Raw genomic sequence first — 20,066 nt, 5'->3', positions numbered from 1 at the left:
GCTGATCACTGGATCAGCCTCTTTACTTGGATTAAATGAGAAACATTGCTGCAATCGTTGTCACAACGAGACCGATCACAACTGGTAGGAGGTTTCGTCTGGCTAGTTCAAATGGATCGACATTACAGATAGCGGCAGCGGGGATTAACGCCCAAGGTACAAGTGTTCCGCCGCCTACCCATATAGCAGCGATTTGCCCGAGTGCAGTCAATGTGGCAGCACCTTTACCTATAGCCACAGCAAATAGGCTGGCAACGGATCCGGCAAGCGATATACCTGAAAAGCCTGAACCATCCAGACCAGTGATGGCACCTACAGTAGTTAGGGTAATCGCCCCAACTTCTTTGCTTAACGGAACGATATTTGCGAGAGCAACGCCTAAATCATTGACAATCCCTTGGGAAGCCTTCGGTAAAAAGTCACCAATGATTTTCCCAAATCCGGCGTCACCCAAATAGAAGAACGCAGCAATTGGAATAACAGGACCAAAAACTTTAAAACCAAATTGGAATCCTTCTATTAAATATTGTGTTGTTTTTTCTAAGCCTTTATTTTTATGGCTCGTTAAAGTGATTAACAGAAGAATAAGAATGGAGGTACCGCCAATTAATGCTGTGGCATCACCACCTGCTAAATCAAGGATTGACATGGCGGCAACATCTGCAGCAAATAATAATGGTACTAATATAGCAAAGAAGCGTTTTTGAGTAAGTGATAAAAGCGCAGGATGGTCAGTGCTGCTCGAAGGCGAATCCGCGCTGACAGAAGTTGTAGTGGTTAGAACACCACGTTTCATATCCCTTCGTAAGAAGTAGAATGCCGTTAAGGTTGTTACAAGACCCATAATAAATACTAATGGAATGCTGGCATTGATGACATCTTGAATTGGAATACCTGCTGCATCAGAGGTAAGCTTAGGGGCAGCCTGAATCACAAAGTCACCCGATAAAGCGATTCCATGACCAAACAAGTTCATTGCCATCGCAACCCTTAGCGCCAACAAAGGAGTTTATTTTTTAGAGGAATTTTACTTCGGATATTAATACGGACGGAGTCTTACCCGGAGCCCGATAATAGCTGCTTGGAACATCCACAGTGATTGATTCAAAAAGATCATTAATAAAACTTTTCTTTTCGAAATCATTTGCAGTATCCCACAAATGTGGAATATTATCGAGCATATTTATAATAGCGTCCCGGTCATACCGCACTTCCTGTGGAGTAATCGCGGCCAGCTGCTCTTTAATCATTTCTTCTTTTTTAGTATCATCGGCTGTCATGGATTTATATTCATCTTGTGACATAATGCCGTTGCCTAATGCTAGGAGCCAATTCCTTTTCCTGTTCTTTATTGCTGATAGTTCTTTTTCAAACTCCTTAATTAAGTGTGTTTGGTCAGATTGTTCATGTTCAATATTAAAATCTTTGGATAGCTGTAAGAATTGCTGTGGATCATCAGCCGACAATTCATCCAAAAATGTTTTAGCAAGTGCTGTTTCTGTAAACTGTGGAAGGTCACAAGTACCTTTATTCTTTTTATTTACACATAAGTAATGTTTGGTGCCTTTTGCTTTTCTAAACCATCCAGAAAGAGGCCCACCACATCGTGCACATCGAAGTACACCGGAAAAATGATAAGGAGAGGTTGCTTTTTTTCCTTCCATTGTTCGTTTATTCCGAAGTAACTGTACCTTTTCAAAAGTCTCCTCATCGATAATAGCGGCGTGAGAGGTATCGTCATAAATAATTGTATCCATTTTAGATCGGTTTCCCCATCTAAGCTTTCCTGCATAAACGGGATTTTCAAGCCATCTCGAAATTGTTCGGATGTCTTTTTTTAAGCCAAATTGCTGCATGTACAAAACAATGGACCTAATGCCTTTACCGGATATATATAGCCGAAACATTTCTTGAATGATTTTAGCTTCTTTTTCATCTATCACTAGGCTTCCGTCTTTTAATCTGTAACCAAAAGGTGCACGGCCTCCGTTTCTTTCTCCTAATTCGGCCTTTTTGGTCATGCCCATATAGACACGCTCTGCTAGTTGCTCACGCTCGAATTGAGCTAGAGAAGCAAATATATTAATCAATAACTTTCCTTGTGCTGTGGTCGTGTCATAAGGTTCTGTGGCACTTTTAAAGGATACTTCATTATCTTCGAACGTTTGTAGTAGCTTATTAATGTCTGCAACACTTCTGGAAAGACGATCTAATTTATAAACAAGAACAACATCATATGAATTCAAATCCTTCAGCAACTGCTTTAATTGTGGTCGGTTTATATCTTTTGCTGATTGACCTTCTTCGCGAAAAATCTTGGTAACTTCCCATCCTTGTGAAAAACAAAAGGCTTCTAATTTATCCTTTTGAGCGTCAAGGGAGTATCCTTCTTTACTTTGTTCCTCAGTTGAAACTCTTATATAGAGAGCTGCATGCATTGTTTTTCCTCCTTTCCATCCTTAATGATATATAAATCCATTTGGAAATTATCCTGTTAATTAGTTCCAAAATTCTATACTTCATATTTATGACGGCTTTCAGCGATATATTTGAAGCATCGATTATGTATTTGCTCCAAGCGTTCTTCACACAATTTCGGAGTCACTTTGAAAAGGCTAGCCATTTGATCAATGACATACGGATCCTCGAAATCCACAAATTTAAGCATGTGATGCGGAATGGCCGCATATCGTGTAAAATGCCTGGCATCTCGCTCTTGTAATTCACGCAATGCTGCTAACATCATACTTTGCCTACCTGTATGTCTCATGATGTGACAAAGCTCATGAAAGAACATCTCGCGCTGTACTGTGAATGATACACGGCTATCAATGGTAATGCCCCTGTATCTACCCATGACCTCATAGTAGGATGGCATAGGCTTTTTATGAATGAATATTTCGTTAACTTTTGCTATGTTCTCAATTTTAATTTGTCGAGGGTGTAGAATTCTAAGACGTGTATAAAAGTTTGTTACCCAATCTTCCAGTGCGGTTGTATAGTAGTTTTTTAACATTTGTAAAATCCCTCCATCGAAATTATACAAACATTTGTTCTGTTTTTCAATAAAAAGAAAATGTCCATATTTTGGACATGAATTAATTGAAAATTATTCCTTAAACTATCATACAAGAAAACGGCTTACTTTCCCTCCGCTACAAGTTGGTAAATTTTCCATCCTTTTTAAATTTTATAGGTAAGGGAATAAAAAAGTATAAACTTTGAAATTATAGTATATAATTTTCTGAAAAACAATAAAAATGTTGAAAAACATCAATTTTAGGATATAATGAAGATAAATAAAGAAGATGAGCTTGTTCTTTTCGAAGGCTTACGTGCCACGTAAGCTACTTAGTAGGAAAGTGGGGGCTCATCTTTTGTTTTTTGGATTATATTGTTCATTCATTTTTTTTTCTGTAGGAGTAAACTTCCAATGTCTATAAGAATGATTCCAAAGATTTGTATTATCACTGGATCGTCCTGTACTTTCACCAACGTTAAAACCTGGGTAAGTTTCTCTTATCCTTTTATTAATATGTTTATACAATTTTTCTTTAGCCCTCGTTCTTTTACCTCTTCTTTTTTTTCCTTCTGGTATTATCAAGTGTTTTTCATTAAGTCTAAATTCCATTGCACCAAGGACAATATCTAAACATTGTAGAATAACATGTTTATGTGAAACAGCTTCAGCTATATCATCTTTTTTATTGAAAAATAAACGAGCTTCTTCAAAAACATCTTGATATTGTAACTCGTAAATAAAATCAATAAATCGTTGATTTTTTGTTTGGGTATCCGGAAGTTGATCGAAGAAAATATATAACGAAATACGATTTTTTTGTGGATTTGAATAACGCAATCCAAAGGCATGCTTGAAGAATTGATAATATAAGAGAAAATATTCATTATCCCTTTGTTCTTTTGTCAAACCAGTTGGTATGAATCTATTATGAGTGAACATAATCCTAATTTTCACTTTGTCGTCTTGAATAAAATCAAAAAAAGTATCAACGAGTGCAATATATTTTTCAAGGTAATGCTCAGTAACCTTTTGCCACTTTACTTCGCCATTAAAACCTAATTCTAATTTCTTTTTCTCAAGCGTTTCTTTCACTTCATGGAAATGAACTGACTTAACTAATGCACCCCCATAAAAATTGCCAAAGTATTTTCCATTTTTCTCAGATTCATCACAATAGATAATATATTGCATCAAATTACCCCTCTATTAAACAATTCTTCACTTTATATTTGACAATCATATTAATAAAGAAACACCCAGAACTAATCGTTAGTTCCAGGTGTTTTATTTTTTATCCTCGTTTCGTTCTTTAGCTTTCTGTGCTACCCATTCGAAATGCCTTCTTATTTCATCTACATCGTCTGGAGAAAGATTTTTCCATTTCTCAATATCAAAAAATCCCATGTCCTCAATACCGAATTCTTTTACCATCTTGTTGATCTCGGCAAGCGAGTTGTAAGTTTCGTCATGTTTACTTATTTTTGATTGGTTTTCTTCCTCGATGTAACCTGCTGCTTGCATTAACTCTTCATACGATACCTTTAAGGGTTTGCAAAGTTTTTTCAATACATCTGGTGATGGAATACCCCTTGATCCTGTTTCAATTTGTGACAAATAAGCTGAAGATACATCGGAATACAATGCAAGTTGTCTTATCGAAAGATTATTTTCCTTCCTTAACTTTTTTAAATACTCATTGAATTCCATAAAACATTCTCCTTGTGATTACAACTGATAACACAATGATAACAAAAGTGATTATGTTTAATTAATTAATTTTAAGTTTTTTAATAAAAAGTGTTTACAACTGCGTACATCGGGTGATAATATGTTCACATAAGCAAACGATAGTGAAAAGAGGTGAACAAATGAGTATAAAAGTGAATATTGAAGCTTTTATAAATGCTCGGATTATTAATGGGTTTTCTCAGCGTGAGTTAGCAAAAAGAGCTGAACTTAGCAGCGCTCTAATTAGCCAAATTGAAAATAATGAAAGAAATCCAAGCCCAAGTTCTGCAAAGAAAATATGCGAAGTTTTAAACGTGAAATTTGATGAAATTTTTTTTACTGAAAGTGTTTGCAATTGCAAGCATATCACAGCTTAAAAGGAGCAAGCTTTATGAATGTTTACGAATACACACTTCCAGTACTTGCTGGTCTTAAAGGACAAGTTAAATCAGTGGTAAAAGCAAATAACCATTCTATCCCTTGCCGTGTAATTGCAACAATCAAATTTATGAGATATGGAAAGTACCCGGTTCAGTATAAGTTTGATTTCCTTATTGAAGAAGGACCCGGACAAATGGGTATGGTTGCTCAAGAACTTGATCACTGGATGGAAGAGTTAGAAGCAACCACACGAGACTTGTTAAAAGATATTCCAACAAACGAATTAGCTGAAATCTTAGCTGAACGATTAAAAGTCACATCTTAGTTTCCCCATAGGTTGTCAAAACATAGCAGACAATCAGCGTCTCATACACATTAATAAGGAGGCGATCAAATGATTAAAGTGCCAGCAGAAAAATTAGCGCGTGCGGTAGAAAAACATTTATTGCCGGGATTACTTAGACATTTAGCAGAACAACAAAGAACCCAACAAGTCAATGAAAAAAGGAGCTCTTGAGGAGGAATTGATTTTTTAAAAAACAACTAGAACAAGTTAAAAAAGATAATGCGTAATATGAAGAATTTGTAAAAGCCATTAGGCTTTCTCTTTTTAGTCATATTGCAGAAATTGTCTATCGATTTAATGAATAACTTAAGGAGGCTAAACATATGGGATACATCGCAACAGGCGTGATACTTTTCGTCGGGGTGTTTGGAGGGTACTTCTTATTTTGGGCATTTGGATTAATGCCTAAAGGAGGTGAACAAATGGGACATGGTACAAAAAGTGCTGAAGGAAGATCTAGAAGATGGTCTTCGGTTCGATAAACAAGGTCGTATGCTCTATCATCCGGATTTTCATTTTAACAATGGAAAACGTTACTCCGAAGAAGAACTTGAATACTTGTGTAGGTTCTTTGATTTTGACGATATTCGGACCATTTCTTTTGCTCTAGGAAGGCCAGAAACTAGCTTAGCAACTCAAGTATCTCTGTTAAAAAAACAAGGCAAATTCGGTTACTACAAAAGGCTGAATAAGCATTGCATTTCAAGGAGGTGAGGATAGTGGACCGTAAAACATTGGAGTATATGGAAGAACGAGCAAAGAAAGCTCGCAAAGTCGTTTCTAGGATTAATCTACTTCAAGAAAGAATTGAAAAAGTCAAAAATGCAGAAAAAGTTCTTTTTATAGGATATACCAGCAATGGCGTCAATTTTGAGGAAAAAGAAAATGAGATTTTCGAAGAGTTAGTTGCAACTTACATTGGAGTAGCAGAAGAAGAAATTCAACGGCTAGAAATAGAACTAGCTGAATTATAGGGAGGGAACAACGTGATTATTAGTTTTAAAACTTTATCTCTACAAAACTATAAAAGTCACCAGGATCTCAAGGTTAACTTTGGCGAGGTAACAAAGATCACTGGTGACAATGCGAAAGGGAAATCCAGTATTCCGGAATCCATTTCATGGCTATTATACAACACGGATACATTCGGCTCAAAGCTTGACCCTACACCATTAACTTATGCAGCTGAAGAAACTTTAGTACAACTACTTTTAACGCATGACGGAAAAGAGCTATTGCTCGGCCGCGGGCTTAAAAAAGGCAAAGCAAGCTATTACATTAATGAAGTGCCTTCGAAAGCCACAGAATTTACCGAGATCGTTGAACAGCTATTTGATAAAGACTTGTTCATGTCTCAGTATAACCCTTCTTATTTCTTTACGTTGAAATGGGATAAACAAAGGGAAATTCTACTAAAATATGTATCCGCTCCAGCTAACAAAGAAGTATTAAAGAAACTACCGGACTTGCAAGCTGAAAAGCTTGGAACCTTGCTAAAAAAACATAACTTAATTGATATTGACAAAATACATCGAGACAACAAAAACAAAAAAGACAAAGAATATATTGCCGCACAAAGTCGGACTAAGACTTTGCAAGAGCAGTTGGACCAATTACCTGGATTAAATGTCCCAATTGAATCTATAAAGGTTGAGTTATCTCAAATAGACAAACAGGTCCGGGACATTGAAACCCAACTGGATAACGCTTGGGAAAAGAATCAAGCATACAATAATCTCCAATCGAAGATCCGCAACCTTCAAGACCAAGTAGAAATGTCTAAGGAACGTTGGCCAACACTTAAAAATGAAGTGATTGAAGATACTTGTCGCACTTGTAAGCGACCACTTGATGAAAGCTCCGTGGAATCCGTTAAGGCTGACAAGGATAAAAGGGTTGAACAGTATAAGGCAAATCATAATGGACTGGTAAAACAGCGTGATGAACTTAAATTGCAACTAGCGGAGTTGGAATTCATTGATGTAACAGATTTAAGAGAGCAACTGAAAATTGATGAAAAAGGGAACCCATTGCGAATGGCACTCCAATCATATTCGCAGTTTGATAGATTGCAAGAAATGGTTAACGAAGCCAAGGAAAATGAAAACGAGATATTAAAGTCCTTAAACGATTCAATCTTTGTTCTGGATAGTATCAAAGCTTTTAATGCCAAATCAGCCGAACTGCAGGCAGAAAAAGTACAAGCCCTATTTACCACACTTTCTATCCGACTCTTTAAACAGAACAAGGGTGATGGCGAAATTAAGCCAGATTTCGAGATTGAAATGAATGAAAAGCCTTACAGGACACTATCCCTTTCTGAAGGTATTCGGGCCGGGCTAGAACTTCGAGACGTTCTTTCACAGCAAAGTGAATTGATTGCTCCTTGTTTTGTGGATAACGCTGAATCCATTACTAGTTTTAAACAGCCCAATGGGCAGTTGATTACATCCAGAGTTGTCGCTGGGCAAGAATTAAAAATTGAGGTGGGCGCATGAAAAATGGAAAGAGACCTACACGAAACCAAAAGAAAAAAGTTAAAGAAGCAGGATTTAATCCTGATATGGTTGATTGTTAAAAATCAAACTGACCAAATGATCCTTGTTCACCGGGAAACAGGCACTACAAAAACCATTTTAATTTAGGAGGAAAATACAAAATGTTAAATCCAATCAAATTTTTCAAAGATAAAATGCAAGCTTTCCGTGTTGCTCAACAATCAGCTGCTTATAAGGAATTAGCCTTTATGAAAAACAACGGTGAAACAAACACTTATGTCCCTGCGAAAGAACGTTCTCGGCGAAAGAAGCGGAAGCAGATTGCTAAGCAATCCCGCCGCCAAAATCGGAAATAGGAGGTTTTTAGATTGCCTGATTTAGAACATCCATCGATTACTCAAGTTAATAAAACAGGTTATGCCAATGTGGTTGCTCAACCAGATCATTTTGGAACAGATGTCATGGACCATGAAATTTTAAAGGGTGCCAGCTACATCGAGTTACCAAACGGGGATTTGTTACTTGAAAGCAATGTGGAGGATTACCAAATTGAAGTTCTTGGCTGGGTTTTTAAAACAGCAGATTAGGAGGGTAGGCAATGAGCGAAATTCTTTTGGAAGTATTAAAACTCAGAAAAGAAGTAGCGGAACTAAAATCGATTGTACAAGAAATTGCTGGTTCAAGGAACAAGTTGTCTTACCAGGATAATGAGATTGGAATCGAAGGAAAGATAACTGCATTTTTACACGATATAAAACTGCCAACAAAGTTGCTTGGCTATTCATACCTGAAAGTAGCAATCAAAGAAGTGTATGAAGACCCTGATTTAATTGGTACCTTTTCAACTGTTTTATATCCGAATATTGCTAATAAGTTCAAAACAACTCCTAGCCGAGTGGAAAGAGCCATTAGACACGGAATAGAAGCATCTTATAAGAAAAATCTGCTACACCCTTTTTATTCAGCGAATTTTAATTCGAGGCCTACTAATGCAGATTTTATAGCAATTATTGCAGATGAATTTTTGATGAAAGAAAAATATAAATCGGAGGTTATCTAAAATGTCAAAAAACCAATTAGCAACATTACCATTAACACCGCAGATCACAGAGGCATTTGCTCCTCAAGTATTAGAGGTCATTAGAACTTCAATCGCTCCAACAGCAACAGATACTGAGTTCTTATTGTTCGCTCACAAAGCTGCATCCTATGGGTTGGATCCATTCAAAAACGAGATTTTCTTTATCAAGTATGGCAACACTGCTCGAATTCAATTTGCAGCTGAGGCCTATTTAGCAAAAGCGAGGGCGATGGAAGGCTTTCAGCCGCCAGATACCCAAATGGTCCACGAGAATGATGAATTTAAAATCGCAATGAACAAGGAAACAAAGGAAATGGAAGTTGTTCTTCATGAAATCGGATTTCCAAGAGGAAAGATTATCGGAGCATACTCCATTGCCTATCGTGATGGTCACCGCCCTGTAACAGTGGTAATGGACATTGAAGAAGTGGCCCATATGTTCACTGGACAAAACAAAGACAACTGGAATAAATGGACATCGGATATGTTCGGGAAGCATGTGCAGCAACGTGCCCTAAAAAAACAGTATGGTCTTGAGTTTGATGATGAAACTATTTCTCACGGAGAACAGGGAAACAGCATTCCTGAATATAAGCCGCAAACTAGAAAAGATATCACACCTAGCCAAGATGTAATTGATGCACCACCTAAGCAACAGCTACAGCAAGATGATGATGCTTCAAAGATTAAAGCGGTTCGTTCGGAAATTTCTAAGAAGTTTAAAAAAGCTGGGATTGAAAAAGAAAATCAAAAAGAATACATGGATACTCATGTGCCTAACTTTAAAGGGACCTTATCTGATTATGTTGGCTTAAGTCAATTACTGGACATGCACATCGAAATGCAGGAAGCACAATCCGCTTATGGCGATTTATTGGACTGAGGTGGAACAAATGAAACCTGGGAAGTTAAATCAATTCATGTATGCAGTCATGAAAGAAGCCAGGAGATATTCCCTCATGGAGCTTCTTGAAACGTGGGAAATCACTGAAGAAGAATATGAGGAAATCAAAGAATGGTTCTGGAAAGAACATAAGGTGAACTTATGAAAAACGAGTATGAAATTCGTGGTGAAGTTACGGCTATTTTCATTAAGTTTAATGGACAAATTATCGAAACGCTTATTGACTCAACAGACCTTCCAAAAGCAAGAGAATTTACCGGTACCTGGTATGGATGGAGATGCCCAAAGACGGGAGGGATTTATGTTTGTGGCCAAAAGACAATTAATGAACATCGCACCAGTTTCCGTCTTCACCGGTGGATCACTGGTGTCCATCCTTCTTTACAAGTTGATCATATCAATCATAATCCTTTAGACAATAGGCAATCTATGAATCTAAGGAAAGTGAATAATAGCCAAAACAACCAAAACAGAAAAGGTCCTCTAAAAAATAATAAAGCCGGCTGCTTAAATGTCTACTTCTGCATTGAAAGACAAAAGTGGTCAGTTGGAATTACATTAAACGACAGAAAAATTTTCTTTAAAAGGTGCAATTCAAAAGAAGAAGCGATTAGACTTGCAAAAATAAAAAGGGCTGAATTGCTCCCTTATAGCGAGGTGGTCGTATGAAAATAGACATCTTAGCTTCTGGGTCACAAGGAAATTGTATTGCTCTTCAGTCCTCAGAATCTACCATTCTAGTCGATATAGGGATAGCTAAAACGAAGGTTGAAAAACGGCTACTTGATGTAGGTATTCGTCCAGATTCGATTAGAGCAATGTTGATCACTCATGCTCATAGTGATCACGTGAAGGGTCTACCACTGGCTAACAAATATAAGATTCCAGTTTATGCAGCAGAAGGTGAATGGAAATCTATAAAGGGCTTGGATGTGGACTTACAGCGACCTATTAAAGCAGGATCTGATATCAACATTGATGATTGGTACATTGAGTCCTTCAAGACCCACCATGACGCTTACAGCCCGCTTGGATATGTAATCAGTGACTATGAAGGGCAGAAATGTTCAGTTTGCTTAGATACAGGTCACGTTGATCCTGAGATGCTTTCAGCGATGGAGTTCTCAAACATTTATATCATCGAGGCAAATCATGAACCTTCCATGGTCGAAGTGTCCGATTATCCTAACAGCGTGAAAGCTAGAATCATATCTCATATTGGTCACTTGAGCAATGAGCAGACTGCAGAAACCCTTTCTAAGCTGATTATGGGCTTGGGGGAGCAAATATACCTTACACATTTATCGAGCAAAAATAACATGCCTGCACTGGCTGAAATGACGGTTAAAAGAGCATTAGCTAGAAAAAGTTTTAAAGCTGGAACACATTATTTTTTGGAGGTGGTTTGAATGGAAACACAAGAAGAAACAGAGTGGAAATTCATTGAAGAATACTACCTTGCCAGGCTAAACAAAGAAAAGGAACAAAAGGAACTTGCCCATGGATTAGTTAAAAGCCTTACTGCAACAATTAATAAAAAGAATACGGAAATTGAAACGCTGAATTTTTGTATCAATACCCTAGCTAGTGCATTAAAAGCTTCGTGTGAAGCAGTTCATAAATTAAAAGAGTTGGAGAAAGCAAAATAGACAGGATGATTACTCATGGCAAACCCACAAACTAAAAATGGTTATACACAGGTTGCTAATGAGATTTTAGAAAACATCTCAAAAACCGATCTCAACGGCACACAGATGCGAATCGTCTTGGTGATATGGCGGTATACATATGGCTTCCGGAGGAAACAGCACGAATTATCACTAGCTTTTCTCTCTGAAGCGATAGACACCAGGAAAAGTCATGTCGACCGAGAGCTCACCGCTTTAATAGATCGTAAGATTGTTAGTGTCGTTGGGGTTGGTTCAAGGAGGGGAAGGGTTTTGAGCTTCAACAAGAACTACGAAGAATGGCAAGAACGTCCTACAAATGTAGTACATCAACCATCGTCCCACAATAGTAGTACTTTATCGTCCACTACCTGTAGTACGATATCGTCCCACAGTTGTGGTACCAAGAAAGAAAAGATTAAAGAAAATAATAAAAAAAATACTCGTCAACAAAAAACGTATGACGAGGACAGCTCTTATTTTAAAATGGCTCTTTACTTTTTTGACAAAGTTTCAGATGTAGCAGAAGAAGCTGGGGTGCAACATTTACTCAAGAAAGTAAAGCTCCAAAAATGGGCTGATGACTTTAGAAAGTTAGTTGAACTGGATGGAGTTACCGACAAAAAACAAATCCTTGCTGTCATGGATTGGGTAACGCAAGATGACTTTTGGAAAACAAATGTTTTATCAGCTAAAAAGTTTAGGGACAAGTTTGGCGAACTTGCAATTAAAATGAAAAACTCTCAAAAAACTAAAATATCAAAACCAATACAACCAATAGATACAAGAGATAAAGATATTGAGTTCCAAAAATGGTGTGCAAATGGTGGTGATCCAGGTGAATTCAAATGGACCTGACATAGAGGCCGAACAGTCTGTCCTTGGCGCTATATTCCTTGAAGCTTCAGTGTTGGATGACATTACTTTTCTCGAAGAACGTGATTTCTTGGTTCCACGTCATCAATCCATTTACAAGGTAATGCGGCACCTGGAAAACAAAGGTCAACCAGTCGATGTTATTACCGTCACTAATGCAATCGCTAAATTCGGAAACATAGATGATTTGGGCGGTGTTTCTTACCTATCGAAACTAGCAGCATCTTGTCCTACTACCGCCAATACTGAATATTACGCTCGAATCGTTCGCTCCAAAGCGATGGAAAGACGAACAAGAAATATGGGTGACATTATTTCAGGAATGTCTAGGGATGATTACGATTCTGATGAGGAGTTTTTCTCTAGCATTGAAAACTTAATCACTGAATTGAGACCAAGTGATAATGCCAAAATGCTCAACTTTTCCGAAACCAAAGATGAATACTACACCCATTTAAAAACACCAGCTGAATTTATTAAGACCGGATTTGATGAATACGATAAGTGGGCTCAAGGATTATGGAGAGGATGGCTTTTTATAAGTGCCGGCCGTCCTTCAGTAGGAAAAACAGCCTTAGCCTTGCAAAGGATTTATGGTGTAGCAAAACAAAGGCAAGGTGTGGTCCTTGTGTGGAGCCAAGAAATGAAAAGAAACGCACTCAAGGATCGAATGATGTCGGCACAAACTGGAATCGCCTATCAAAAAATTAAGATGAAAAACTTGAACGAAAAGGAACAAGCCTTAGTCAATTTTGCTTACGAAGAATATGAACATTTGCCAATTTACATGCAAGATTCTTCTGGAGTAACTATTGATGAAATTAAAGCTACAGCAAAGCAATTTAAAAAGAAATACGGAAAGATTGCCATGATTGTAGTGGATTACTTACAGATCATGAGTATTCCTCAAACAAAAGGTGATACTCGAGCATTGGCTATTGGACGTGTTACTGGACAAGCCAAACAAATTGCCATGGATATGGATTGCTGCTTTATGATGCTTTCCCAAATGACAAGGGAATCAGATAAAAGGGGTCGCCCGTTGCTGTCCGATCTAAAAGAATCCAGCTCTATTGAACAGGATGCTGATGTAGTTGAATTTTTATGGAGCGAAGGGGATAAGACATCCCAGGGGAAAGTAATCATCCAAACATTCGCTAAAGGAAGAGACGTTGGAGTAAATGAATTCAAACTTCTTTTCATGAACTGGAAACAAAAATTCACAGAAATTCCCGATGAAATTAAATAGTGAAAGCGAGGAAATGAAAATGGTGGACTGGCTAAATGGACCTTTAAAGATCGGAATGCAGAGAAGGAGGGGAAAGGATGCGCTTTGTAGGGATTGATCCTAGCACGAAAACCGGATTTGTAGCACTGGATGTAAACGGACAAGTTGATCGGGCAAAAGAACTCACTGGAGTAGGAGATGAGGATCCGCGAAGGATGATTACCCTTATCGATGAAATTATAGCCCATGTTAAGCCCGGTGACTTTATTTGTATAGAAGGTTTTCCTTATGATACTCAGCGCGCCATGTTTGCAGGAGGACTGCACCACGGCATAAGAAACGAGTTATTTAAGAGGAAACTACCTTATTTTGAGGTTGCACCAAACGCCGTAAAAAAGTTCGTAAATGTCACAGGTTGGACTGGCGAAAAAGGGAGTATGGTACGTCTTACTGGTCCTCAAAAGAAAAGAGTAGTTATGAAAGCAGTATTTGACCTTTACGGATATGAGCATAAGAGTGACAACGTGGTGGATGCTTACATTTTGTCTCAAATCGCACAAGAAATTTGGATGGAGCAAAATGCATTTCGGTTGTTGCCGAAGTTTCAAGCAGAAGTAATTCAACAAATACTTCATCCAGCACCAAAAGAGGCAAAGCCTAAAAAGAAAAAGGCTAAAGCATGAGAAGAAAAGATTTTCCTGTCACCATCCATCGACAAAGAAAACATGAGGCAGAACAAGCCATAAAGGACCTGGAAGAAAGAGGTTTCGTGTTGATCTATCCTTTAACGGAACTCAAAAGTGACGGAAAAACATTTACCAGGGATTCATTTAATCGAAAAATCTTTGTTGAAAATACAGAAAGCAGCTGCTGGGTTGCTAAGTTAAGAAAGGTGGAGAAAGGGTGAAGTTAGTGAGTTGTAGCAGATGTTTTAAATTAGAGCAACCTAAACAAACGGATACCATTGAAAAGAAAAGGGTTTGTCATGAATGTAAGAAAAAGGCGAAATTGAGGTGATATTTATGGCAAATAAAGTAAAACAGAAAAGAAGGCTTAGAAAGGCGATTGTTAGGCGGCAGAGAGCTATGGAAAAAGAAGTTTTAGCCGTTGCTTGGAGAAATATATTCGTCCGCAAAGGTATTTTGAAAGGGTGAGAATATGAGAGATTATCTAAATTCTGCCGAGAAAAATCAGTTTATGGTCATGAATTCCGTTTTGCAAATGGCGATAGGTATTAGAAATCAGGGTACGGACGGTCCGAAACTCAAGACCATGAGGGAAGAATGGTCGAAACGGGATAATATGACCAGAGATGAACACAAGAGCTTGAAAATGGCAGAGACATATATGAGTAAGTTTATTATGTCCGTCTATAACCGGCTAAGTCCGAAAGAACAGGAACAGATTAATAAGAAATTGCTGAAATATGATTTTAAATTGGTTGATGATTTTACATTGCAAAAGGTGAATCGAGATATAAAAGATAAAATGCAAAATGCAGTTGTACCTCGCCAGCAGTTTTATGACTGGTGTGTAGAAGTTATGGATGTGAAGTGCAATGGCTGTACAAAAGATTGGAATACTTGTGATCTGCATCAGGTATTTGATAACAACTTTGTTCCGGAAAGCGGCTTTGACTGTTCAAACTGCAAATATGCTTATCGGTAGATAAATAGTTGACAAATATTATGACATAAAAAATCCCCTCAAGTTTTTCTTGAAAGGAATCACGTTTGTTTTGCGTTTTCAAGTTTTGATTTAATTTGGTTATTTTGAGATATTATGACACTGCTAAAAATTATTGTTGCTACAAAGCCTAAAAGTGAAAAAAAGACAAAAACAGCCAAATTGGTATTATCACGCATAACAGAACCTCCCTTTAGTAATAAGTATAGTTTGTATAAAAAAACCATTTATTATTCGTAATGCATACTTCGAATAAATAGCGAAGGAGGTAAGCCATGAATCAGCCCTTCGATTATGAGCAATTTTTTATAACGAAGTCATTTATTACCTGGAACAAAAATGGAGTCGACCACTATCAGATCATGAAAAACATATAGCCATAGAATGTTACAAGTTTGGCCGATTAGTTGAATCGGAAAACGAAATCAAAATTCTTTCCGCCAAATAAAAAAGAAAGGAGAAGCAAATATGGAGAAACAGATAGTTGATGCCGATAGTATCCAGTATAAAAAACAATTAGCTGAGTTTATGCAGCAGATCAATCCAAAGCCGACTCTCGAGGATATTGAAAAGTTAAAACAACAGTATTTGGACAGGAGGAAGGAAACCAGTGTCAGCATTACAGAGGATGCAGGATATTAACCAGTTAATCAAAACCATTGAACAGCAAGAAAAAGAATGTCAAACGCTTTACAGTTCACTTGCTGAAGCAGATGCCATTATTGAGCAATACCAGCTGCAAGAAACTCTCCTCTTAGAACGACTTAAAAAACAAACATTACAAATCAAAGAAATGAAACAAAACAGCCGACTCATTAATTTTTATGCTATGTCTAAGGAAAATTTAAAACTAGCTGAAGAGAATGCCAGGTTAAAAGAATTGGTCAATTAATTTGCGAAAAAGGTGTGATGGTATGGGAATTTTGTTTGAACTTGCAATGGCTGACAAACGGAAAACTCTCATCAAGGAATTACGGGAATTAAACGTATCTACATCACAGAACGGGACGAGCCTTGAAAAATTGGATTTTGATGAATTAAATTACGAATTTGTTCAGGCATTGTTTAGAAAAATCGATGTCACGAAGGATGAAAACAAATGGTTTTAGATTACTCAAAAGCTACTAATCAGCAGCTACTAATTATTCTTTTAGAGGATTGTCCAATAAGCTTTAAATTCAAGGAAGCATTTGAATTACAAAATCGAAAAGAAAAATCTAAAAGTCAAAAAGTGTCATGTACTAAAAGAATGGCTGCTTATTCTGGAAAAACATATCGAATTAACTTGTAGAAAGGAGCAATTGAAATTGAATTTAAATAAATTGTTTGAAATACAAAAAGTCTTACGTGATCGAATCGGTTATAACGAACCAGATAGATTCAATAAGCTAATTTTGGCATTATTAGTCGAATTAGGCGAATGTGCAAATGAGTGGAGAGGATTTAAGTTCTGGAGTGTGAATCAATTGCCGCATACATCCGCCGTAAGGGTACCTTGCATGATGGAAGAGGATAAAGAGTTTTACAATCCATTGCTTGAAGAATATGTGGACAAACTTCATTTTATTCTAGAAATTGGATTGGAATTTAATTTCACTGACATTGATGTGTTGTCAGTCAAAGAAAAAGATATCACTATTCAATATATTGAATGCACTGGTAGAGCCTATAACCTTTACTTTCACAATAGGGTAACTGGTGAAGTTCCCAAAGTAATGTATGAACATTTATTTAGTGTTTTTATTGGACTTGGTGAAATGCTTGGCTTTACCTGGGAACAAATCGAACAAGCTTACCTAGAAAAAAATCGCGAGAATCATAGAAGGCAGGAGGTAGGCTATTAATGGGATATACCAAAGAAGAGCAAGAAACTACATTGGTTTTTGACTATTCAACAGGTCTCTGGAACGTTTACTCTACCGTTCCGAAACACATTAGAAAACTCTCTCTGTTGTGTGAGTTAATTACCTTAGAATTGGAGAATGACAGACCGATTGCAGTCAAGGGGATATTAACTGAAAAACAGGTAGCGATGAGGAATCCAAGAACTATGTCTGAAGAACAGAAACAAAAGAATGCTGAGAGGCTTTCTAAGGCTAGAAATCGCTTGTAGATAGACAAAAAAATAAAGCATTTGCGGTTAGCGATAGTATTAGTCTACTAACTCTCTATACGTCAGTATTGCTCGTTACGAGCTCGTAATTTAATTTTAAAATATAGGAGTGAATAAACATCATGCAAGTAACTGTAAAAGCGAATTTTAACAAACAAACTAAAGACAGCAAAAAGGAGCTCATTCAATTTTATGTAAAGGGCGATGATGAAAAAAAGCAAGAAATTAATCAAATGACTCGGGAAGTTGTTGAACTTGAAATTGAAGGTGTTGACCAAAAGCTAACTTGCGAATTCCATAAAACTACTAAAGACAGCAAAAAGACGGTTTTAGAATTCATAGTAAAAGGGGATACATCCTCAGATCAATCATTTGATTTTTATAGAAAAGCAGGGTCGGATGTGACTCTACACATTACTGAATCACAAATGAGTATTGATGAATTTTATGATGATATGCAGCACGAAGGTGTGGAATATAAGATCAATCCAGATGGAACCGCTGAAGTGAAGCCTGATCAATTATCTTTGGATGATATTGCAGATGACAACGAAGGAGAATCTGAAGCAATGCTGATTGGTTCACAGGACGATGAAGAAGACAGTGATTTATTAAACTAAGAAAAATGCTTTAGAAAACAAAAAAACCAGGACTTCTCCTGGCCATCGACAGATTAATTATAGCACAGGGAGGAGTCCAAGGTGGGTATAGATAAAGCGATGCAGAACAGTGAATTTTTTGAAAGTGTGTGTATAAATTGTCCGGGTAGCTTATGGGGAGAAAAAAGTATTTGCCGCATTCACGGTAAAAGCATCGGGGAAATCACATCTTGCGAGGAATGGACGAAACATACTCCTAACTTAAGTATTAAAAACGGACAGGTAGCATTTAGTGATCTTGAGCCAGCTCTTGAGATAGTACAGAAAACAGAAGAGGACTTAAGAAGCTACCACTGGATGATTAAAGAAATAGATCGGCTCCAAAAAGAATTAGATAAAGCGATTAAATATATAGGTTTTAACAGTCCGTTGGTGGCACAATACGGCGATGAAGCAGGAATGCCTAGGGCTCAAGGAACAAAGCCGTCTACGACTCTCACAATAAGTGAGGAGAAGTACGAAAGACAATTTAAAAGGCTACAAGGTTTAGAGATGAAATTAAGAAAAATCAATCAAGCTGTAGAACAGATCACAGATGAAAAAGAGAAAACTGTGATGGAATGCATCCTAGATGGTGAACGTATGAATATTATTGCCAGGCATGTAGGAGTATCTCGGACCCGATTAAATGAGATCAAAAGGACCATTGTTATTCATGCAGCAAAGGTTTTATATCCAGAGGAAATGCAAAGATGAATCTCGAAACAAATCTTACAGCATTAGAAAAGTTAGTAACTTGTAATAGTCTATTCTGTTTAACAGGGTAGGCTATTTTTATTAATAAAGGAAAACAATGACTATGTAGCGAACTTATTTTAAGTTAATATTCGTGTTAATGAAAGGAATGACTTTATGGAAGAGAAAGTTTTAACTTGTTTTCATTGCGGAAATAAAACCTCAATGAAGGAAGTTGCTAAACATAGGATTATTGATAAAGAAGAAATATGGAGTTATCCTCATGACCCATTTGGTCCGGCATATTTCGCTGAATTCGGGAAGGCCTGGTATCTCTTTCTTTGTCCAGTTTGTGTGGAAGTAACCTTGGATAAGCATTCATGGTGTAGTGAGGATGCCGAACCAGGTGGAAATACTATAATTTATGAAGAAATTCTTTATCCAGCCACTTCAATAAATGAACATTATTTGCCCAAAGGAGTAAAAGATGCGTTTGATGCAGCCTTAAAAGTGAGAAACCTAGATGGAGCTATTTGTGTATTAGCATTGCGAAGAGCCCTTGAAAAAATGTGTAAAGATAAAGGGGCTGTTGGAAGAGACTTGTTTAGCAAACTTAAAGATCTACAAGAAAAGAAAATTCTACCTGAGATAATTAACGATGTTTCCACAATCTTAAGAAAAGAAGGGAATTCAGCTGCACATGCTGATGATATTGAATTTGATGGTGAAACAGTGGGTCTAATGATTGAATTCACTAGAACAATTCTTGATTATGTTTATACGCTACCAGAAAAAATCAAGATAGCGCAGGAAAGAATCATGAAGCATGAAACTGAAATTGAGGAAGAACAAAAGGCATAATTGGTGGTATGAATCTCAAATCAGAGTATAGAAACAAAATTGTTTAGCATAAGTATTGGTTTACACTTCTAACAATATGGACATAAATTACGTTTTTTGTAACATATTACACTTTTGTTTTATACTTAGGGCAACCGAATATGAGTCAAGCAAGCGAGCGTCTTTCCAATTGGAGAGGCGTTTTTCTATATCCTGCTACTCTACACCTGGTTGTGCAGATTGCCAAATCTGCGCCGCTCATACCCTTAAAATATCACCTCCAGGGCAGACAGTGATCTCAGCTGTGCAAGGTGTGGATCGAGACGGTTTGCTACCAGCCGCAGTAAGTGGTAGCTGATATA

Annotated in this window: 37 protein-coding genes and 1 pseudogene; 32 read left to right on the top strand and 6 right to left on the bottom strand. The window is 37.2% G+C overall.

All coding sequences use genetic code 11. From position 1 onward, the window contains the following. Positions 1-31 precede the first annotated feature (31 nt). From J7E66_RS10605 to J7E66_RS10585, 5 genes and pseudogenes are all read right to left on the bottom strand, one after another. A pseudogene (locus tag J7E66_RS10605) lies at positions 32-1,003 on the bottom strand (hypothetical protein); the annotation flags it as partial. Positions 1,004-1,016: 13 nt separating this feature from the next. Further along, complete coding sequence (locus tag J7E66_RS10600; RefSeq protein WP_214999859.1) at positions 1,017-2,438, bottom strand: recombinase family protein; 1,422 nt, start codon at positions 2,436-2,438, stop codon at positions 1,017-1,019. 74 nt (positions 2,439-2,512) lie between these two features. Further along, a complete protein-coding gene (locus tag J7E66_RS10595) occupies positions 2,513-3,016 on the bottom strand; it encodes an ImmA/IrrE family metallo-endopeptidase (protein ID WP_214999857.1) in 504 nt (167 codons plus the stop codon). A gap of 354 nt (positions 3,017-3,370) precedes the next feature. Continuing rightward, entirely contained in the window at positions 3,371-4,213 is an 843-nt protein-coding gene (locus tag J7E66_RS10590; protein WP_214999855.1) for a DUF3800 domain-containing protein, read from the bottom strand. Positions 4,214-4,306: 93 nt separating this feature from the next. Then, positions 4,307-4,729 (bottom strand): helix-turn-helix domain-containing protein, encoded by a 423-nt coding sequence (locus tag J7E66_RS10585; RefSeq protein WP_214999853.1) that lies wholly within the window; start codon positions 4,727-4,729, stop codon positions 4,307-4,309. A 161-nt stretch (positions 4,730-4,890) separates the two neighbouring features. On the opposite strand from J7E66_RS10585, the gene J7E66_RS10580 reads away from it, so the two are divergent. The 23 genes from J7E66_RS10580 (at position 4,891) to J7E66_RS10480 (ending at position 15,399) form a co-directional block, all read left to right on the top strand. Then, entirely contained in the window at positions 4,891-5,127 is a 237-nt protein-coding gene (locus J7E66_RS10580; RefSeq protein ID WP_214999851.1) for a helix-turn-helix domain-containing protein, read from the top strand. A 14-nt stretch (positions 5,128-5,141) separates the two neighbouring features. Then, complete coding sequence (locus J7E66_RS10575; protein ID WP_214999849.1) at positions 5,142-5,456, top strand: hypothetical protein; 315 nt, start codon at positions 5,142-5,144, stop codon at positions 5,454-5,456. Positions 5,457-5,525: 69 nt separating this feature from the next. Next, positions 5,526-5,648: a hypothetical protein gene (locus J7E66_RS32285; protein WP_285289208.1), complete on the top strand. Its 123-nt coding sequence runs from the start codon at positions 5,526-5,528 to the stop codon at positions 5,646-5,648. Positions 5,649-5,800: 152 nt separating this feature from the next. Further along, positions 5,801-5,959: a hypothetical protein gene (locus tag J7E66_RS10570; RefSeq protein WP_214999847.1), complete on the top strand. Its 159-nt coding sequence runs from the start codon at positions 5,801-5,803 to the stop codon at positions 5,957-5,959. Continuing rightward, positions 5,907-6,191 (top strand): DNA-entry nuclease, encoded by a 285-nt coding sequence (locus tag J7E66_RS10565; RefSeq protein WP_214999846.1) that lies wholly within the window; start codon positions 5,907-5,909, stop codon positions 6,189-6,191. The genes J7E66_RS10570 and J7E66_RS10565 overlap by 53 nt, the downstream gene beginning before the upstream one ends. Before the next feature lie 5 nt (positions 6,192-6,196). Beyond that, positions 6,197-6,451, top strand: coding sequence for a hypothetical protein (locus tag J7E66_RS10560; protein WP_214999845.1), 255 nt, complete (start codon positions 6,197-6,199; stop codon positions 6,449-6,451). 12 nt (positions 6,452-6,463) lie between these two features. Continuing rightward, positions 6,464-7,975, top strand: coding sequence for an AAA family ATPase (locus J7E66_RS10555; RefSeq protein WP_214999843.1), 1,512 nt, complete (start codon positions 6,464-6,466; stop codon positions 7,973-7,975). Continuing rightward, positions 7,972-8,055 (top strand): DUF6906 family protein, encoded by an 84-nt coding sequence (locus tag J7E66_RS32845; protein WP_374103844.1) that lies wholly within the window; start codon positions 7,972-7,974, stop codon positions 8,053-8,055. The genes J7E66_RS10555 and J7E66_RS32845 overlap by 4 nt, the downstream gene beginning before the upstream one ends. A 16-nt stretch (positions 8,056-8,071) precedes the next feature. Continuing rightward, positions 8,072-8,122: a hypothetical protein gene (locus tag J7E66_RS32840; protein ID WP_374103843.1), complete on the top strand. Its 51-nt coding sequence runs from the start codon at positions 8,072-8,074 to the stop codon at positions 8,120-8,122. 14 nt (positions 8,123-8,136) lie between these two features. After that, the gene (locus J7E66_RS10545) at positions 8,137-8,331 is read left to right on the top strand and encodes a hypothetical protein (RefSeq protein ID WP_214999841.1); all 195 of its coding nucleotides are present in this window, start codon (positions 8,137-8,139) and stop codon (positions 8,329-8,331) included. 12 nt (positions 8,332-8,343) lie between these two features. After that, positions 8,344-8,562, top strand: a complete 219-nt coding sequence (locus tag J7E66_RS10540) for a YqaI family protein (RefSeq protein WP_214999839.1) — start codon at positions 8,344-8,346, stop codon at positions 8,560-8,562. Between the two features lie 11 nt (positions 8,563-8,573). Beyond that, entirely contained in the window at positions 8,574-9,035 is a 462-nt protein-coding gene (locus J7E66_RS10535) for a sporulation initiation factor Spo0A C-terminal domain-containing protein (RefSeq protein WP_214999837.1), read from the top strand. A gap of 1 nt (position 9,036) precedes the next feature. Then, positions 9,037-9,939 (top strand): RecT family recombinase, encoded by a 903-nt coding sequence (locus tag J7E66_RS10530; protein WP_214999835.1) that lies wholly within the window; start codon positions 9,037-9,039, stop codon positions 9,937-9,939. A 10-nt stretch (positions 9,940-9,949) separates the two neighbouring features. Further along, positions 9,950-10,105, top strand: a complete 156-nt coding sequence (locus tag J7E66_RS10525; RefSeq protein ID WP_214999833.1) for a hypothetical protein — start codon at positions 9,950-9,952, stop codon at positions 10,103-10,105. After that, entirely contained in the window at positions 10,102-10,629 is a 528-nt protein-coding gene (locus J7E66_RS10520) for an HNH endonuclease (RefSeq protein ID WP_214999831.1), read from the top strand. Before J7E66_RS10525 ends, J7E66_RS10520 begins: the two co-directional genes overlap by 4 nt. Next, entirely contained in the window at positions 10,626-11,369 is a 744-nt protein-coding gene (locus J7E66_RS10515) for an MBL fold metallo-hydrolase (protein WP_214999829.1), read from the top strand. The genes J7E66_RS10520 and J7E66_RS10515 overlap by 4 nt, the downstream gene beginning before the upstream one ends. Further along, positions 11,370-11,609 carry a hypothetical protein gene (locus J7E66_RS10510; protein WP_214999827.1) on the top strand — a complete coding sequence of 80 codons (240 nt, stop codon included), beginning with the start codon at positions 11,370-11,372 and terminating at the stop codon, positions 11,607-11,609. 15 nt (positions 11,610-11,624) lie between these two features. Further along, on the top strand, positions 11,625-12,485 hold the full coding sequence (locus J7E66_RS10505) for a replication protein (RefSeq protein ID WP_214999825.1): 861 nt from the start codon (positions 11,625-11,627) through the stop codon (positions 12,483-12,485). Further along, entirely contained in the window at positions 12,466-13,752 is a 1,287-nt protein-coding gene (locus J7E66_RS10500; protein ID WP_308162496.1) for a replicative DNA helicase, read from the top strand. Before J7E66_RS10505 ends, J7E66_RS10500 begins: the two co-directional genes overlap by 20 nt. 77 nt (positions 13,753-13,829) lie before the next feature. Further along, complete coding sequence (locus tag J7E66_RS10495) at positions 13,830-14,414, top strand: RuvC family protein (RefSeq protein ID WP_214999823.1); 585 nt, start codon at positions 13,830-13,832, stop codon at positions 14,412-14,414. Next, positions 14,411-14,638 (top strand): hypothetical protein, encoded by a 228-nt coding sequence (locus tag J7E66_RS10490; protein ID WP_214999821.1) that lies wholly within the window; start codon positions 14,411-14,413, stop codon positions 14,636-14,638. Before J7E66_RS10495 ends, J7E66_RS10490 begins: the two co-directional genes overlap by 4 nt. A gap of 115 nt (positions 14,639-14,753) precedes the next feature. Next, positions 14,754-14,885 carry a DUF3983 domain-containing protein gene (locus J7E66_RS10485; RefSeq protein WP_214999819.1) on the top strand — a complete coding sequence of 44 codons (132 nt, stop codon included), beginning with the start codon at positions 14,754-14,756 and terminating at the stop codon, positions 14,883-14,885. A gap of 4 nt (positions 14,886-14,889) precedes the next feature. Further along, positions 14,890-15,399, top strand: a complete 510-nt coding sequence (locus J7E66_RS10480) for a DUF5651 domain-containing protein (RefSeq protein WP_214999817.1) — start codon at positions 14,890-14,892, stop codon at positions 15,397-15,399. 59 nt (positions 15,400-15,458) lie between these two features. Here the strand turns inward: J7E66_RS10480 and J7E66_RS10475 are convergent, their stop codons facing one another. After that, positions 15,459-15,596 (bottom strand): hypothetical protein, encoded by a 138-nt coding sequence (locus tag J7E66_RS10475; RefSeq protein WP_186328945.1) that lies wholly within the window; start codon positions 15,594-15,596, stop codon positions 15,459-15,461. A 289-nt stretch (positions 15,597-15,885) separates the two neighbouring features. Between J7E66_RS10475 and J7E66_RS10470 the strand changes: the two genes are divergently transcribed. The 9 genes from J7E66_RS10470 (at position 15,886) to J7E66_RS10430 (ending at position 19,725) form a co-directional block, all read left to right on the top strand. After that, positions 15,886-16,059 (top strand): hypothetical protein, encoded by a 174-nt coding sequence (locus J7E66_RS10470; protein ID WP_214999815.1) that lies wholly within the window; start codon positions 15,886-15,888, stop codon positions 16,057-16,059. Beyond that, positions 16,028-16,309 (top strand): hypothetical protein, encoded by a 282-nt coding sequence (locus J7E66_RS10465; protein ID WP_214999813.1) that lies wholly within the window; start codon positions 16,028-16,030, stop codon positions 16,307-16,309. Before J7E66_RS10470 ends, J7E66_RS10465 begins: the two co-directional genes overlap by 32 nt. A gap of 22 nt (positions 16,310-16,331) precedes the next feature. After that, on the top strand, positions 16,332-16,526 hold the full coding sequence (locus J7E66_RS10460) for a hypothetical protein (RefSeq protein ID WP_214999811.1): 195 nt from the start codon (positions 16,332-16,334) through the stop codon (positions 16,524-16,526). After that, a complete protein-coding gene (locus J7E66_RS10455; RefSeq protein ID WP_214999809.1) occupies positions 16,517-16,708 on the top strand; it encodes a hypothetical protein in 192 nt (63 codons plus the stop codon). Before J7E66_RS10460 ends, J7E66_RS10455 begins: the two co-directional genes overlap by 10 nt. A gap of 16 nt (positions 16,709-16,724) precedes the next feature. Further along, positions 16,725-17,261: a dUTP diphosphatase gene (locus tag J7E66_RS10450; RefSeq protein ID WP_214999807.1), complete on the top strand. Its 537-nt coding sequence runs from the start codon at positions 16,725-16,727 to the stop codon at positions 17,259-17,261. After that, the gene (locus tag J7E66_RS10445) at positions 17,261-17,530 is read left to right on the top strand and encodes a hypothetical protein (RefSeq protein WP_214999805.1); all 270 of its coding nucleotides are present in this window, start codon (positions 17,261-17,263) and stop codon (positions 17,528-17,530) included. The genes J7E66_RS10450 and J7E66_RS10445 overlap by 1 nt, the downstream gene beginning before the upstream one ends. A gap of 122 nt (positions 17,531-17,652) precedes the next feature. Next, complete coding sequence (locus tag J7E66_RS10440; RefSeq protein ID WP_214999803.1) at positions 17,653-18,150, top strand: hypothetical protein; 498 nt, start codon at positions 17,653-17,655, stop codon at positions 18,148-18,150. Between the two features lie 81 nt (positions 18,151-18,231). After that, on the top strand, positions 18,232-18,885 hold the full coding sequence (locus J7E66_RS10435; protein WP_308162495.1) for a hypothetical protein: 654 nt from the start codon (positions 18,232-18,234) through the stop codon (positions 18,883-18,885). A gap of 156 nt (positions 18,886-19,041) precedes the next feature. Beyond that, on the top strand, positions 19,042-19,725 hold the full coding sequence (locus tag J7E66_RS10430) for a DUF4145 domain-containing protein (RefSeq protein ID WP_214999801.1): 684 nt from the start codon (positions 19,042-19,044) through the stop codon (positions 19,723-19,725). Positions 19,726-20,066: the final 341 nt, after the last annotated feature.

The organism is Bacillus sp. ISL-7 (assembly GCF_018613065.1).
This window is presented reverse-complemented; position numbering and strand designations above follow the sequence as displayed.

Coding starts and splice junctions, on each gene's coding strand:
- J7E66_RS10570 (WP_214999847.1), top strand. CDS start 5,801: ATGGGATACATCGCAACAGGCGTGATACTTTTCGTCGGGGTGTTTGGA.
- J7E66_RS10505 (WP_214999825.1), top strand. CDS start 11,625: ATGGCAAACCCACAAACTAAAAATGGTTATACACAGGTTGCTAATGAG.
- J7E66_RS32285 (WP_285289208.1), top strand. CDS start 5,526: ATGATTAAAGTGCCAGCAGAAAAATTAGCGCGTGCGGTAGAAAAACAT.
- J7E66_RS10585 (WP_214999853.1), bottom strand. CDS start 4,729: ATGGAATTCAATGAGTATTTAAAAAAGTTAAGGAAGGAAAATAATCTT.
- J7E66_RS10480 (WP_214999817.1), top strand. CDS start 14,890: ATGAGAGATTATCTAAATTCTGCCGAGAAAAATCAGTTTATGGTCATG.
- J7E66_RS10535 (WP_214999837.1), top strand. CDS start 8,574: ATGAGCGAAATTCTTTTGGAAGTATTAAAACTCAGAAAAGAAGTAGCG.
- J7E66_RS10485 (WP_214999819.1), top strand. CDS start 14,754: ATGGCAAATAAAGTAAAACAGAAAAGAAGGCTTAGAAAGGCGATTGTT.
- J7E66_RS10490 (WP_214999821.1), top strand. CDS start 14,411: ATGAGAAGAAAAGATTTTCCTGTCACCATCCATCGACAAAGAAAACAT.
- J7E66_RS10440 (WP_214999803.1), top strand. CDS start 17,653: ATGCAAGTAACTGTAAAAGCGAATTTTAACAAACAAACTAAAGACAGC.
- J7E66_RS10600 (WP_214999859.1), bottom strand. CDS start 2,438: ATGCATGCAGCTCTCTATATAAGAGTTTCAACTGAGGAACAAAGTAAA.
- J7E66_RS10460 (WP_214999811.1), top strand. CDS start 16,332: ATGGGAATTTTGTTTGAACTTGCAATGGCTGACAAACGGAAAACTCTC.
- J7E66_RS10475 (WP_186328945.1), bottom strand. CDS start 15,596: ATGCGTGATAATACCAATTTGGCTGTTTTTGTCTTTTTTTCACTTTTA.
- J7E66_RS10580 (WP_214999851.1), top strand. CDS start 4,891: ATGAGTATAAAAGTGAATATTGAAGCTTTTATAAATGCTCGGATTATT.
- J7E66_RS10495 (WP_214999823.1), top strand. CDS start 13,830: ATGCGCTTTGTAGGGATTGATCCTAGCACGAAAACCGGATTTGTAGCA.
- J7E66_RS10515 (WP_214999829.1), top strand. CDS start 10,626: ATGAAAATAGACATCTTAGCTTCTGGGTCACAAGGAAATTGTATTGCT.
- J7E66_RS10455 (WP_214999809.1), top strand. CDS start 16,517: ATGGTTTTAGATTACTCAAAAGCTACTAATCAGCAGCTACTAATTATT.
- J7E66_RS10595 (WP_214999857.1), bottom strand. CDS start 3,016: ATGTTAAAAAACTACTATACAACCGCACTGGAAGATTGGGTAACAAAC.
- J7E66_RS10520 (WP_214999831.1), top strand. CDS start 10,102: ATGAAAAACGAGTATGAAATTCGTGGTGAAGTTACGGCTATTTTCATT.
- J7E66_RS10525 (WP_214999833.1), top strand. CDS start 9,950: ATGAAACCTGGGAAGTTAAATCAATTCATGTATGCAGTCATGAAAGAA.
- J7E66_RS32845 (WP_374103844.1), top strand. CDS start 7,972: ATGAAAAATGGAAAGAGACCTACACGAAACCAAAAGAAAAAAGTTAAA.
- J7E66_RS10470 (WP_214999815.1), top strand. CDS start 15,886: ATGGAGAAACAGATAGTTGATGCCGATAGTATCCAGTATAAAAAACAA.
- J7E66_RS10575 (WP_214999849.1), top strand. CDS start 5,142: ATGAATGTTTACGAATACACACTTCCAGTACTTGCTGGTCTTAAAGGA.
- J7E66_RS10590 (WP_214999855.1), bottom strand. CDS start 4,213: ATGCAATATATTATCTATTGTGATGAATCTGAGAAAAATGGAAAATAC.
- J7E66_RS10430 (WP_214999801.1), top strand. CDS start 19,042: ATGGAAGAGAAAGTTTTAACTTGTTTTCATTGCGGAAATAAAACCTCA.
- J7E66_RS10445 (WP_214999805.1), top strand. CDS start 17,261: ATGGGATATACCAAAGAAGAGCAAGAAACTACATTGGTTTTTGACTAT.
- J7E66_RS10565 (WP_214999846.1), top strand. CDS start 5,907: ATGGTACAAAAAGTGCTGAAGGAAGATCTAGAAGATGGTCTTCGGTTC.
- J7E66_RS10510 (WP_214999827.1), top strand. CDS start 11,370: ATGGAAACACAAGAAGAAACAGAGTGGAAATTCATTGAAGAATACTAC.
- J7E66_RS10530 (WP_214999835.1), top strand. CDS start 9,037: ATGTCAAAAAACCAATTAGCAACATTACCATTAACACCGCAGATCACA.
- J7E66_RS10545 (WP_214999841.1), top strand. CDS start 8,137: ATGTTAAATCCAATCAAATTTTTCAAAGATAAAATGCAAGCTTTCCGT.